Annotated in this window: 11 protein-coding genes and 1 tRNA gene; 7 read left to right on the forward strand and 5 right to left on the reverse strand. The window is 32.4% G+C overall.

Annotated features, from left to right (window positions below):
* Positions 1 to 62: 62 nt before the first annotated feature.
* Entirely contained in the window at positions 63 to 242 is a 180-nt protein-coding gene (locus SOM12_RS21300; RefSeq protein ID WP_008465789.1) for a Sec-independent protein translocase subunit TatA/TatB, read from the forward strand.
* A 101-nt stretch (positions 243 to 343) separates the two neighbouring features.
* Complete coding sequence (locus SOM12_RS21305) at positions 344 to 1,741, forward strand: glycosyl hydrolase family 8 (RefSeq protein WP_320495357.1); 1,398 nt, start codon at positions 344 to 346, stop codon at positions 1,739 to 1,741.
* Between the two features lie 98 nt (positions 1,742 to 1,839).
* On the opposite strand, the gene SOM12_RS21310 is transcribed toward SOM12_RS21305, so the two are convergent.
* Positions 1,840 to 3,963 (reverse strand): Tex family protein, encoded by a 2,124-nt coding sequence (locus SOM12_RS21310; protein ID WP_320495359.1) that lies wholly within the window; start codon positions 3,961 to 3,963, stop codon positions 1,840 to 1,842.
* Positions 3,964 to 4,078: 115 nt separating this feature from the next.
* Between SOM12_RS21310 and SOM12_RS21315 the strand changes: the two genes are divergently transcribed.
* Positions 4,079 to 4,348 carry a DUF1294 domain-containing protein gene (locus SOM12_RS21315; RefSeq protein ID WP_320495360.1) on the forward strand — a complete coding sequence of 90 codons (270 nt, stop codon included), beginning with the start codon at positions 4,079 to 4,081 and terminating at the stop codon, positions 4,346 to 4,348.
* A 152-nt stretch (positions 4,349 to 4,500) separates the two neighbouring features.
* On the opposite strand, the gene rpiB is transcribed toward SOM12_RS21315, so the two are convergent.
* On the reverse strand, positions 4,501 to 4,932 hold the full coding sequence (rpiB, locus tag SOM12_RS21320) for a ribose 5-phosphate isomerase B (protein WP_320495362.1): 432 nt from the start codon (positions 4,930 to 4,932) through the stop codon (positions 4,501 to 4,503).
* A 959-nt stretch (positions 4,933 to 5,891) separates the two neighbouring features.
* Here rpiB and SOM12_RS21325 point away from each other — a divergent pair.
* A complete protein-coding gene (locus SOM12_RS21325) occupies positions 5,892 to 7,331 on the forward strand; it encodes a T9SS type A sorting domain-containing protein (RefSeq protein ID WP_320495364.1) in 1,440 nt (479 codons plus the stop codon).
* Between the two features lie 42 nt (positions 7,332 to 7,373).
* On the opposite strand, the gene SOM12_RS21330 is transcribed toward SOM12_RS21325, so the two are convergent.
* Positions 7,374 to 7,607 (reverse strand): putative signal transducing protein, encoded by a 234-nt coding sequence (locus SOM12_RS21330; protein WP_095930570.1) that lies wholly within the window; start codon positions 7,605 to 7,607, stop codon positions 7,374 to 7,376.
* A gap of 110 nt (positions 7,608 to 7,717) precedes the next feature.
* On the opposite strand from SOM12_RS21330, the gene rnr reads away from it, so the two are divergent.
* The 3 genes from rnr to SOM12_RS21345 are packed head-to-tail and all read left to right on the forward strand — an operon-like array spanning position 7,718 to position 11,287.
* On the forward strand, positions 7,718 to 9,901 hold the full coding sequence (gene rnr / locus SOM12_RS21335; protein ID WP_320495366.1) for a ribonuclease R: 2,184 nt from the start codon (positions 7,718 to 7,720) through the stop codon (positions 9,899 to 9,901).
* Between the two features lie 23 nt (positions 9,902 to 9,924).
* Positions 9,925 to 10,593 carry a head GIN domain-containing protein gene (locus SOM12_RS21340; RefSeq protein WP_095930568.1) on the forward strand — a complete coding sequence of 223 codons (669 nt, stop codon included), beginning with the start codon at positions 9,925 to 9,927 and terminating at the stop codon, positions 10,591 to 10,593.
* Between the two features lie 13 nt (positions 10,594 to 10,606).
* Positions 10,607 to 11,287 carry a LysE family translocator gene (locus SOM12_RS21345; RefSeq protein ID WP_095930567.1) on the forward strand — a complete coding sequence of 227 codons (681 nt, stop codon included), beginning with the start codon at positions 10,607 to 10,609 and terminating at the stop codon, positions 11,285 to 11,287.
* A gap of 604 nt (positions 11,288 to 11,891) precedes the next feature.
* Here the strand turns inward: SOM12_RS21345 and SOM12_RS21350 are convergent.
* Together SOM12_RS21350 and folB are read right to left on the reverse strand one after the other, a co-directional pair.
* Positions 11,892 to 11,962 (reverse strand) — tRNA-Cys (locus SOM12_RS21350).
* A gap of 94 nt (positions 11,963 to 12,056) precedes the next feature.
* On the reverse strand, positions 12,057 to 12,416 hold the full coding sequence (gene folB, locus SOM12_RS21355; RefSeq protein ID WP_095930566.1) for a dihydroneopterin aldolase: 360 nt from the start codon (positions 12,414 to 12,416) through the stop codon (positions 12,057 to 12,059).
* Between the last annotated feature and the right edge of the window lie 77 nt (positions 12,417 to 12,493).

Raw genomic sequence — 12,493 nt, forward strand, 5'->3', positions numbered from 1 at the left:
TCTATATACCTTTGCGGAATAATTAAGATAAACAATTTGCTTCGGCATTAAATATATTAGTCATGGGAAGATTAGGTCTTACAGAAATCCTTGTTATCGTAGGTATTGTGATATTACTTTTTGGAGGTAAAAAAATTCCAGAATTAATGAAAGGTTTAGGAAGTGGAATTAAGGAATTTAAAAACGCTGCTAAAGACGATCAACCTGCTGCTTCTAAAAAACAAGAAGAAGAAACGAAATAATAAATTCGAAAAACTTATTAAATCCCAAATTACAAATTGTAGTTTGGGATTTTTTTTATATCTAAAAAATCTTACTTTTAGGCACCCTAAATTTTTTAAATATGAAAAACCTATTTTTCGTGATCGCCTTTCTTCTAGCTATAGAAAGTCAATCGCAAACACAGCCTTTTCCCGCCAACAAGGTGTACGGAAATGGACTTATGGCTGTCCCCAGAAGCAGTCAGGATGCTCAAACCAATTATGATGTCTGGAAAAACAATTTTGTTGAATCCTGTTCTAATGGGCGCTACCGCGTAAAATTTGATAATTCGTCTGAAACGGTTTCTGAAGGAATCGCTTACGGCATGCTCCTTTCTGCTTACAAAGCAGATAAATTACTTTTCGATGGACTTTGGCTGTATTACAAAGACAACGTAAACGCTAACAAGGTTATGAACTGGAAAATCAGTGGATGCTCTGGAACTATTGGCTATAACGGCGCAACCGATGCCGAACTCGACGCAGCCTTTGCTCTTATTGTCGCCGATTACCAATGGGCAAGCACTGGAACTATTAATTACAAAAGTGAGGCAACAGCTTTAATTTCTGCCATTAAAAATTATGAAATCGAAGCCAATACTTACGTTTTAAAACCTGGAGACCAATTCGGCGGAAGCCAGATTACCAATCCTTCTTACTTCTCACCAGCTTATTATCGCGCTTTTGGAGTTTATACAAACGATGCTGTTTTTTGGAATCAGGTTGCGGCTAAAGCTTATACGGTTATCAACAACAATTTGACACAAAATAATGCTGTAGGCGGACTAGTTTCAGATTGGTGCCAAGCTTCTGGAGCGTATTCTTCTCAAGCTGGAAATTATGCAAACGCTGGAAAATTATATACTTATGACGCTGCAAGAACACCTTGGCGAATTGCAGTTGATTATTTATGGTATGGAAACGCTGATGCGAAAACTTACTCTAAAAAATCATCGGATTTTGTTCGTGTAAATCTTGGCGGATCTGCCAACATTAAAGACGGTTACAACCAAAACGGAACCGTAAGCGGACAGTGGCATAATGCTACTTTTGTAGGTGCATTTGCCTGCGCTGCAATGGCTGGAGAAAATCAGAATCATCTAGATGCATCTTATACTGATTTAAAAAACCTCAACGAGCCAAATAATTATTTTCATCAAACATTAAAAACATTATACTCCTTTTTACTAACAGGTAATTTCTATTTACCTATAAACGCCACATTGTCTAATGATACTTTCGATATTGAAAAATCTACAGTCACGCTTTACCCCAATCCGAGTGCTGATCGAATCACAGTTAACGCGCCTGGGCAATCTACTATCTCGATAATTTCTTCTTCTGGAAGTGTTATTCATCAGCAAAAAACAATTTCAGAATTGACAGAAATAAATTTAGCTAACCAATCAAGAGGTGTTTATTTTGTAAAAATATCTAATGAGAATTTTAAAAGTATTACTAAAAAAGTCATTTTGAAATAACTTTAAATCAAAACGCCCAAATTACGATTGTAATTTGGGCGTTTTTTTATTTAATGATTCCAAATTTTTTGGGATTTAGAATTTTATAAATTGGGATTTTACAAGATCATCGTCAGCTGAATTCTCTTTCTATCTTCATCAACCTCAGTAACTTTTACATCAACATGCTGATGCAGTTTCACCACTTCATTTACATCGCTTACAAACCCCGCTTTTAACTGCGAAATATGAACCAATCCGCTTTCTTTAATTCCGATGTCAACAAAACAGCCAAAGTTGGTAATGTTATTAACAATTCCCGGAAGAATCATTCCAGTTTTCACATCTTTGATCGATTTTACGTTTGCGTCGAATTCAAAAACCTTAGCCGACTTTCTTGGATCTAATCCAGGCTTTTCAAGCTCTTTAATGATGTCTTTCAGTGTAAGTAAACCAATTTCAGGAGTAACATACTTTTCTGCTTTAATAAGTGCTGTTTTCTCCTTGTTAGCAATTAATTCGTTTAGAGAAATATTCAAATCTTTTGCCATCTTTTCAACAACCGAATAAGCTTCTGGATGCACCGCCGAATTATCCAGCGGATTTTTAGCATTTGTAATTCTAATAAACGCTGCTCCTTGCTGATAGGCTTTATCTCCCAAACGAGGTACTTTTTTCAACTGTTTTCTATCTTCAAAAGGCCCGTTTTCAGAACGATACTGTACAATGTTTTCAGCCAGCTTCTCCCCGATTCCACTCACATAACTTAGTAAATGTTTACTTGCCGTGTTAATGTTAATTCCAACCGAGTTTACGCAACGAATAACCGTATTATCTAATTCTTCTTTTAATTTAGTTTGGTCAACATCGTGCTGATACTGCCCTACTCCAATCGCTTTTGGATCGATTTTTACCAATTCGGCCAACGGATCTGAAAGTCTTCTTCCAATAGAAACCGATCCACGCACCGTTACATCGTAATTTGGAAATTCTTCTCTCGCAATTTTGGAAGCCGAATATACTGAAGCTCCAGCCTCAGAAACTATAAATACCTGAACTGGTTTGTCAAACGCGATTTTTTTGATGAAAAATTCAGTTTCGCGAGAAGCTGTACCGTTTCCAATAGAAATCGCATCAATTTGATACGCATTTACCATCGAACGAATTTTTTTTATCGCCATCGATTCCTCATTTTGAGGCGCGTGCGGATAAATGGTTTCGTTGTATAACAAATCGCCTTTTTCGTCCAAACAAACGACTTTACAACCGCTTCTAAATCCTGGATCGATTGCCAGAATACGTTTTTCTCCCAACGGCGGAGCCAATAATAACTGACCTAAATTGTTGGCAAAAACCTGAATTGAGTTCGCATCAGCTTTTGCTTTTGCTTCTTGCAGGGTTTCGTTTCCAATTGCTGGATTCAATAAACGTTTATAACTATCCTCAATTGCTAATTGCAAATGAGCTGTTGAATTATTTTGTTTTTTAATGATAATTTCGTCAATAACATCGTACGCATCGTCGATATCAACATCTATTTTCATTTTGATAAAACCTTCATTTTCTGCTCGAAGCATTGCCAATAAACGGTGCGCAGGCGCTTTTGTTAAAGGTTCTTCCCAATCAAAATATTGGTTGAATTTCTGTGCTCCTTCTTCTTCCGCTTTCTTTTTAACCACTTTTGTAGTAATCGTCGCTTTTCGCTGAAATAATCTACGAAGCTGTTTACGAACGTAGATATTCTCATTGATCCATTCGGCTACAATATCTCTTGCACCTTGAATAGCGGCCTCTTCGTTAATAACATTTTCATTAATGTACTGTGTTGAAATAAAATCAATATCAGCATCACTTTCAGATATAATCAATTTCGCCAAAGGTTCTAAACCTAATTCGCGTGCAACATCGGCTTTTGTTTTTTTCTTCTTTTTGTATGGAAGGTAAAAATCTTCGATTTCTTGTAAATCAAAACTGTCTTCAATTTTTTTCTTCAAATCTGGCGTAAGTGCTTTTTGTTCTTCAATAGATTTTAAAACAGCTTCTTTACGTTTTATAAGTGTATCATAATCTTTTTGAAGTTTTGCAATCTGCTCAATTACAGTTTCATCAAGATTTCCGGTAGCATCTTTTCGGTAACGCGAAATAAACGGAATCGTACAGTCTTCTTCTAATAATTTTACTGTGTTTTGAATACTAACTGCTGGCGCCTGCACAGACTTGGCAATGAATTGAATATTAGTCATACTTTTAATGAAATGATTTTCTTACTTAAAATAGTGTAATTTACTTGTTAAAACGTTTCTGCAAAATAGTAAATCATTTGGCTAAAATAATATCTTTGTTTCTAATTTTAAACCAATGGAAGTTTTATTACTATATTTTTTATTTATAAATGTTCTCGTTTTTATTTTCGCTGGATATGACAAATCTCAAGCCCGAAAAAATAACCGAAGGATTCCTGAAAAAACCTTGTTTCTCATGGCTTTAATTGGAGGTTCACCGGGGTTATTAACAGCGATGTTATTATTTAGACATAAAACGAGTAAAACTTCTTTTATTGTGAAGTTTGTTTTGATTTTAATAATTCAAGCATTACTTATAATTGCCTTTATGAATTACAAAAAGTAGATATTAACATTGTTGATAACTCAAAAAACATTGATCTTATACAAGTTTAAATAATTGAATTATAAATACTTAAATAAAAAAACGGGCAAATTAAAAAATCGGCCCGGTGTGTTTATTACTAGGTGCGAAGCACCGAATTTTTTTTTGACTTTTTATGCACAAGCAATTTTATTCACTCTATTTTGGTGTCTACCACCTTCAAAAGCGGTATCAAGGAAAGTTTCAACGATTTCAACAGCTTGATGAATTGAGGTAAATCTTGCTGGAATACTCACAATATTTGCATCATTATGTAAACGAGTTAAATAGGCAATTTCTTTAGTCCAGCATAAACCAGCTCGTACTTTAGGGTGTTTATTAACAGTCATTGCAATTCCGTTTCCGCTTCCGCAGATAACGATTCCAAAATCAGCTTTCCCTTCAGATACATCATTTGCCACCGGGTGTCCAAAATCAGGATAATCAACAGAAACATCAGTATCTGTACCATAGTTAGTTACTTCATATCCTCTAGCTTTCAGCATTTCAACAATTGCTTTTTTATATTCTGGTCCTGCGTGGTCGTTTCCTATCGAAATTTTCATTTTTCTATACTATTAAGTTGTGTTATGCAAATTTACTCAATTAATAAATGGTTGCTACGAATTACACCAATTTTCACAAATTATTTTCTTTTTCAATACTATATAAACATTCCAATATAAGTTCGTACACATTCGTGTAATTCGTTTCAAAAAAACAAGAATCACAACTATCTTACTGTCAAAACCTTATAGGTTATTAACAATTTTAATAACTCTATAACTATCTCATAATCAATGAAGAATAAACAGAATATTTGTTAAAATTTTGAGGTGTTAATAGGAGTTTGTAATTGCTTGATATTCAATTAACTTTAAGTTAACAGAAAATGTTAATAAGTTCGAAAAGAAAATTAGAAGTTTTTTTTGGTTGTTTCAAAAAAATGCCTAATCCAAAACAGGAATTAAATATGCAAGAAAAGTTTCGTGAATTTTTGGAAAAGTTATCAATATCAAAAATACCATTTTCAACAGAAATCAACATATCAACTTATCTACAAAATCAAATCAAATTTGGTTGTCAACCGTTGTTAATTAAAATACAAAAAGTCTTATAAATTAATCATTTAACCAAAAATAACTATGTTGATAACTCAGAATAAATAAGTAAAACGAGATTTCAATGACTTCAAAAAAAAATTTATTCGACATATTAACACACTATAATAACCAACAATTTTTTTTAAATTTTTAAAAATCTTTTTTGTTGTATTTAATATATGTTGAAAACTAAAAAAGTTGAAAAGGAAAAAAAAATTTTTGATGAATTGAATTTTACTCTGTTTTGAGTTTTGTTTCAGACGATTTTCAACGGATTATTGAGATTGTCAAAATTGTCGGTGCTCTGTTCAAAATCTTTAAAATTGAGTTTCGAACTCTATTTCTTCAAATTGTTGATTTGAGAAAGAAATTTATTGCTTGTAGAAATATGTATATTTACCTGAAATATAAATTATTGATGTATGAAGAAAATTTTACTTTTTATTTTGTTTCCTATTTTATCTTTTGGGCAAACTCAGATTGGAACCATAAATGGAAAAAATGATTATGATACAATGGGGCAATCTATTTCTTTAACTCCAGATGGATCAACGATTGCAATTGGTTCTGCATTTAATGCTGACAACGGTACAGGTGCAGGATTAATTAGAGTTTATCAAAGGATATCTAATGTCTGGAAGCAAGTTGGAAATGATATATATGGTGAAAAAAAGGAAGATTATCTTGGACGACATTTAACACTTTCTGGTGATGGAAAATTTTTGGTTTGCTGTGGTTATACTTCTTCAGGGGCTAATTATGTTAGAATGTATCGAAATGTTTCTGGAAGTTGGATAAAACAGACAAATAATCTTGATTTTTCAACACTTTCTAGACCAGATAAGGTTGTTATATCTAATGATGGTAATGTATTGGCTTTTGGCTTTTCGGAAGAAGATCATGCTGGTTTTGACTCAGGTACAGTTAAGATATTTCGAAATAATTCAAGCAATTGGCAACAAATAGGTGAAGATATTGATGGAGAAGCTTCAAATAGCAAGTTTGGAAAAAGTATTTCTCTAACTCCTGATGGCTCTAAAATTGCTATTGGAGGATACCAAAATAGTGGAAGTTTTTTAAATGCTGGATATGTAAGAGTTTTTAGTAACGTAGATAATAAATGGATTCAAATTGGAAGTGATATTGATGGAAAGGTAAAAAATGCTAATTGTGGTTTTTCAGTTTCTTTATCTTCAGATGGAAATACAGTAGTTGTGGGCGCACCTGGGATAGATCAAAGTATAAGTTATGGCTCTGTAAGCGTATATCAAAATGAAGGAGGTGTATGGAAACAAAAAGGAAATACATTTTCTGGAACTCAACAAAATAATCATATTGGTTATGATGTAGCTTTATCTTCTGATGGTTCTATAGTTGCTTTTAGTGATAATCAAAATAGTGATATAATATATAATGCGGGACAGACAAAAGTATATAAGTATGCTAATGGTAATTGGAACCAAATTGGAGATAATATTAATGGAACAGGTTATGATTTAAGCGGTACAAAAATTGCGATTTCTGCCGATGGTTCTATAGTTGCAATTAATGCTTCAATAAGTGCTGGAGGCGGAAAAAGTAGAGGAGAAATCAGAATATTTCAATTATTTGGAGAATTAAATACAAATAAATTTGTTCTAAATAATTCTAGAATTTTTCCTAATCCAGCTTCACAAGTTGTAACTATAGATCTTCAGGAAAATTTGAATTTACAAAAAGTAAATATTTACAATATTCTAGGACAATTAATTAGAACAGAAAATAATAAGGTTATCAATGTAAATTCTTTATCAAATGGAACCTATTTATTTGAAATTGTTACAGATAAAGGAAAAGCAACAAAAAAAATCTTGATTAATTAAAAAAATGATTAGAAAGGCTGCCAAATGGTGGCCTTTTTTTATCTATACAATTTTTAAAGGATTGTTGAGATTGTCCAGAATTTGTTGGACTTCTTCGAAATCGTTTGGATGAACTTTGAGTTTGATGCCACCGAGTGCGTTGGAGTAAAACGGCATGACAGAGAGTGTCATTTCGTTTTCAAAAAAGAATGGAATTCCTTCTTGTTCTAGTAAGTGTTTGAGAACTACGGTTTCGTGCAGATAATTGAATACGGCAATCGTTTTGAAGCTTTCCATTTTAGGTCTTTTTGTAAATGTACGAAAAGTTATATTTTTAATAATTCTATTTGCTAAAAAGTATTATCTGATATCTTATTTGTAATTTTAAGCCTTATTAGAAAAGATATATGAGTAAGAAAATTAGAAAGCCGATAAAAAAGGAGAAAGATTTCTCTGGAAAAATACTTAAGATTTTATCGCAAAATGCTAATAAACCTTTCAATTACAAACAAATAGGAGCTAAGCTAGAATTAGATGATACAAATAGTAGAAATCAGATTATAAAAGAACTAAAGATTCTTGCAGCTCAAAAGAAGATTATAGAAACAGAACCTGGAAAATACTTGATTAAAGCAATAAGCCAGGACTACTACGAAGGAACAATAGATATGACGAGCAGAAAAACGGCATATTTTATTTGTGATGAATTTGAAGAAGATGTTTTTATTCCGACCAATAATTTGAATCGTGCATTAGATAAAGACAAAGTAAAAGTTTACGTTTATAACCGTAGAAAAGGAAAAAGACCTGAAGGTGAAGTAATTGAAGTAGTCGAAAGAGATAAAACAGAATTTGTTGGTGTAATTGATATGCAGCCAAATTTTGCTTTTGTTTCTACTGCAAATCCTAAAATGTATACCGATATTTTTATTCCAAAAGATAAAATTGGTGAAGCAGAAAATGGTGATGTTGTTTTAGTTAAGATTGAAGACTGGCCAAAAAGAGCCGATAGTCCGTTTGGATCTGTAATTCGAGTACTTGGAAAACCTGGAGAACATAATACAGAAATTCATGCTATTCTAGCTGAATATGGCTTGCCAGCAGATTTTCCTGTTGAAGTAGAGGTGTTTGCACAAAAGCTGGACACTTCGATTCAGGAATCTGAAATTGCAAAACGTCGTGATATGCGTGATACACTTACGTTTACGATTGACCCAAAAGATGCAAAAGATTTTGATGATGCATTGTCTTTCAAAAAGTTAGAGAATGGAAACTTTGAAATTGGAATTCATATTGCCGATGTTTCGTATTATTTAGAAGAAGGAACAATCTTGGATGATGAAGCGTATCAAAGAGCTACTTCGGTTTATTTGGTCGATAGAGTAGTGCCAATGCTTCCAGAAGTATTGTCTAACTTTGCTTGTTCACTTCGTCCAAATGAAGAGAAATATACATTTTCTGCAGTATTTGAAATTTCACCAACTTCACAAGTTATTAACCAATGGTTTGGAAGAACAGTAATTTATTCTGATCAACGTTTTGCTTACGAAGAGGCTCAGCATATTATTGAAACGAAAGGAAATAATACCATTCCAGTTGATATTTCTATTACCGGAGAATCGTATATAGTTTCAGATGAAATTGTTGAAGCCACTTTAAAATTGGATGAATTAGCTAAGATTTTAAGAAAGAAAAGAATGCAGCAAGGCGCTATTTCTTTTGATAAAGTGGAAGTTAAATTTAATCTTAATGAAGAAGGAGAACCAGAAGGAGTGTACTTTAAAGTTTCAAAAGATGCCAATCATTTGATTGAAGAATTTATGCTTTTGGCTAACAGAAAAGTAGCAGAATACATTGGTAAACAAAAGAAAACCTTTGTTTACCGTATTCACGATGAACCAAATGAAGATAAACTGGTTGCCATGCAAACTGTAATTGCTAAGTTTGGTTATAAAATTGATTTTAGAACAAAAGGTGATATAGCGAAATCGATAAATGCTTTGATGGAAGAAGTAAATGGTAAGAAAGAACAAAATCTTATTGATACTCTTGCCATTAGAAGTATGAGCAAAGCCAAATACTCCACTGATAATATTGGTCATTATGGTTTAGCTTTTGATTATTATAGTCATTTTACATCGCCAATTCGTCGTTATCCAGACGTTATGGTACACCGTTTGTTACAATATTATTTGGACGGAGGAGCTTCTGTAGATGAAGAAACTTACGAAACCAAATGTCTGCATTGTTCAAACATGGAAAACTTAGCAACAAATGCTGAGCGAGATAGTATCAAATACATGCAGGTTAAATACATGCAGGATCATCAGGATGAAGAATTCCTTGGAGTTATTTCTGGTGTTACCGAATGGGGAATTTATGTTGAAATCGTTTCTAATAAATGTGAAGGAATGGTAAGAATCAGAGAAATAAAAGAGGATTACTATACTTTTGACGAAAGACAATATGCATTGGTTGGAGCAACTTCAAACCGTTTACTACAATTAGGAGACGAGATTTATGTGAAGGTAAAAAATGCCGATTTAGTTAAAAAACAACTGGATTTTCATTTTTTAAGAAGAGCAGAATAAATAATTAATTTAAAAATAAAAGTATGAGAAAGCTAATTATTGGAGCAGCAATTTTATTTGTACAAATGTCTTTTGGTCAGGTTACCAAAGATTTAGGTGATTTTGATACCGTAAAAGTATTTGATAAATTAAGTGTAAAATTAGTTCAGTCATCTGAAAATAAAATTATTATCAAAGGAGCAAGAGAAGCAGAGGTTGAAGCGGTTAATAAAAATGGTATTTTAAAATTAAGAATGCCTTTCCCAAAACTTTTGTCTGGAAATGATCTTGATATTACATTATACTACAAACATTTAGAACTTATTGATGTTAATGAAGGAGCAGAGGTAAAAAGCAGTGAAGCTATCAAAGCAACTTCTTTTAAAGTAAGCGCACAAGAAGGAGGTGTTATTAATGTTGATTTGAATGTTGATAAACTCAAAGTAAGCTCTGTTTCAGGAGGTTCTATCACTTTGACAGGAAAAGCAGAAAATCAAGTTGCAAGTTTAGGAGCAGGAGGTTATTTACTTGCTAGTAAATTAGAGACTTCTCAGACTACTGTAAGCGTTTCTGCGGGAGGAAAAGCAGATGTTAATGCTTCTACCCTTGTCGATGCAAAAGTGAGCGCAGGAGGCTCTATTTACATTTATGGAAAACCAAAGCAAATAAACCAAAAAACTGTTTTTGGCGGTAAAATAGAAGAAGTAAAATAACAAGTAGCAATTGATGATTAATGATATTCTAGCGGGACTTCCCTGGGGACTTGTTCTTAGTTTTATGGTAGGTCCTGTATTTTTTGTTTTATTAGAAACCAGTATTACAAAAGGATTCAGAGCTGCAATGGTTTTTGATCTTGGAGTAGTACTAGGTGATATTTTTTTTATTGCTATTGCTTATCTAGGAAGTTACCGTTTGATTTCGAGTTTAAAAGACGATCCAGCGCTTTTTATTTTTGGAGGAATAATTATGCTTTCCTACGGTATTATTTCGTTTGTAAAACTAAAGAAAGAGGAAAAAATAAACGATGAAGAAATTGATCGTGACATTCTGAAAAGAAACTATGGAAGTTTGTTTGTAAAAGGCTTTTTACTGAATGTTATTAACATCGGAGTTTTAGGCTTCTGGCTAGCAGTAATTATCTCTGTAGGACCAAAGTTAGATATGCAGACTTCAAGAATGATGACCTTTTTTGCTGCAGTAATTATCACTTATTTATTAATTGATTGTGCTAAGATTTTATTAGCCAAACAGTTAAAATCGAAAATGACGCCAACTAATATTCTTAAAATTAAAAAAGGAATTAGCATTGTTTTAATGGTTTTCGGATTTGCTTTAGTAATTCAAGGCTGGTTTCCAAAGGAAAAAGAAATGGTTAAAAATGCTTTCGAAAGAATAGAGAAAAAGTAGTTGTTAATAACTCAAAAATATAAAATCAAACCTCTGAATTTCAGAGGTTTTTTTGTGTTTATAACGTTCATTAAAGTTGACTCCAGTTTGTCATTCTGAGGAACGAAGAATCACACTAGGGACTCGACAAAGATTGGCGATATTGTTTACGAAATTTCTAGTGTGATTCTTCGTTCCTCAGAATGACAAGATTGTGAAAAAATTAAGCACAAAAAAAGAGACACATTTCTGTATCTCTTTTTGCATCGTCCAGATTCGAACATAAATCTTTATCTAATTTTTTCTAAAAATTAAACATAAAAAAACCTTCAAATTGCTTTGAAGGTTTTAAGGTATCGTCTGGATTCGAACCAATATATTTTAATTAATTTTTTCTAAAAATTAAACATAAAAAAACCTTCAAAGCAATTTGAAGGTTTTAAGTTATCGTCTGGATTCGAACCAATATATTTTAATTAATTTTTTCTAAAAATTAAACATAAAAAAACCTTCAAAGCAATTTGAAGGTTTTAAGTTATCGTCTGGATTCGAACCAATATATTTTAATTAATTTTTTCTAAAAATTAAACATAAAAAAAACCTTCAAATTGCTTTGAAGGTTTTGAGGCATCGTCCGGATTCGAACCGGAGTAGGAGCTTTTGCAGAGCCCAGCCTAGCCGCTCGGCCACGACGCCATTACTTGAACGGTTGGCAAAAGTAACTAAAATCTTTAAATTTCAAAAGTTTCGAATGAACTATTTTAAAAAAATACAGATTTAATTACAGTGATTACTTTCTAATTTCCGTCATTTTTATAGTAACTGACTCAACATCACCACCAATAGGCGGATTTATTTTAGAAACCCAAACTGTAGTTTTTTCTACTGTTTCTATCTCTGCCAGCACACGAATATTGATTCTTTTGGCAACATGCTCTAATAAATGCGAACGAATTGCCATTTCTTCGGCTACAATTTTGTTCAAATGAACATAATCTACAGTGTCTAAAAGATGATCTGTTTCTGCTGATTTCTGTAAATTGGTTTTAATTTTTAGATCAACAGTATAATCAGATCCAATTTTTCCTTCTTCAATTAAACATCCGTGGTAAGAAAAAGTACGGATATTTTTCAGTTTTATAACTCCCATTTTTATATTGTTTCATGTTTAAAGTTTCAGGTTATGTGCCACTTAAATAACTTTAAACCTGAAACCTGAAACCTTTT

The organism is Flavobacterium sp. CFBP9031 (assembly GCF_034044945.1).
In the GTDB taxonomy this organism is placed as follows: Bacteria; Bacteroidota; Bacteroidia; order Flavobacteriales; family Flavobacteriaceae; genus Flavobacterium.

What these genes read in the sequence shown, in the direction of transcription:
- SOM12_RS21300 (WP_008465789.1), top strand. Translation starts at nt 63, where the DNA reads ATGGGAAGATTAGGTCTTACAGAAATCCTTGTTATCGTAGGTATTGTG.
- SOM12_RS21305 (WP_320495357.1), top strand. Translation starts at nt 344, where the DNA reads ATGAAAAACCTATTTTTCGTGATCGCCTTTCTTCTAGCTATAGAAAGT.
- SOM12_RS21310 (WP_320495359.1), bottom strand. Translation starts at nt 3,963, where the DNA reads ATGACTAATATTCAATTCATTGCCAAGTCTGTGCAGGCGCCAGCAGTT.
- SOM12_RS21315 (WP_320495360.1), top strand. Translation starts at nt 4,079, where the DNA reads ATGGAAGTTTTATTACTATATTTTTTATTTATAAATGTTCTCGTTTTT.
- rpiB (WP_320495362.1), bottom strand. Translation starts at nt 4,932, where the DNA reads ATGAAAATTTCGATAGGAAACGACCACGCAGGACCAGAATATAAAAAA.
- SOM12_RS21325 (WP_320495364.1), top strand. Translation starts at nt 5,892, where the DNA reads ATGAAGAAAATTTTACTTTTTATTTTGTTTCCTATTTTATCTTTTGGG.
- SOM12_RS21330 (WP_095930570.1), bottom strand. Translation starts at nt 7,607, where the DNA reads ATGGAAAGCTTCAAAACGATTGCCGTATTCAATTATCTGCACGAAACC.
- rnr (WP_320495366.1), top strand. Translation starts at nt 7,718, where the DNA reads ATGAGTAAGAAAATTAGAAAGCCGATAAAAAAGGAGAAAGATTTCTCT.
- SOM12_RS21340 (WP_095930568.1), top strand. Translation starts at nt 9,925, where the DNA reads ATGAGAAAGCTAATTATTGGAGCAGCAATTTTATTTGTACAAATGTCT.
- SOM12_RS21345 (WP_095930567.1), top strand. Translation starts at nt 10,607, where the DNA reads ATGATTAATGATATTCTAGCGGGACTTCCCTGGGGACTTGTTCTTAGT.
- folB (WP_095930566.1), bottom strand. Translation starts at nt 12,416, where the DNA reads ATGGGAGTTATAAAACTGAAAAATATCCGTACTTTTTCTTACCACGGA.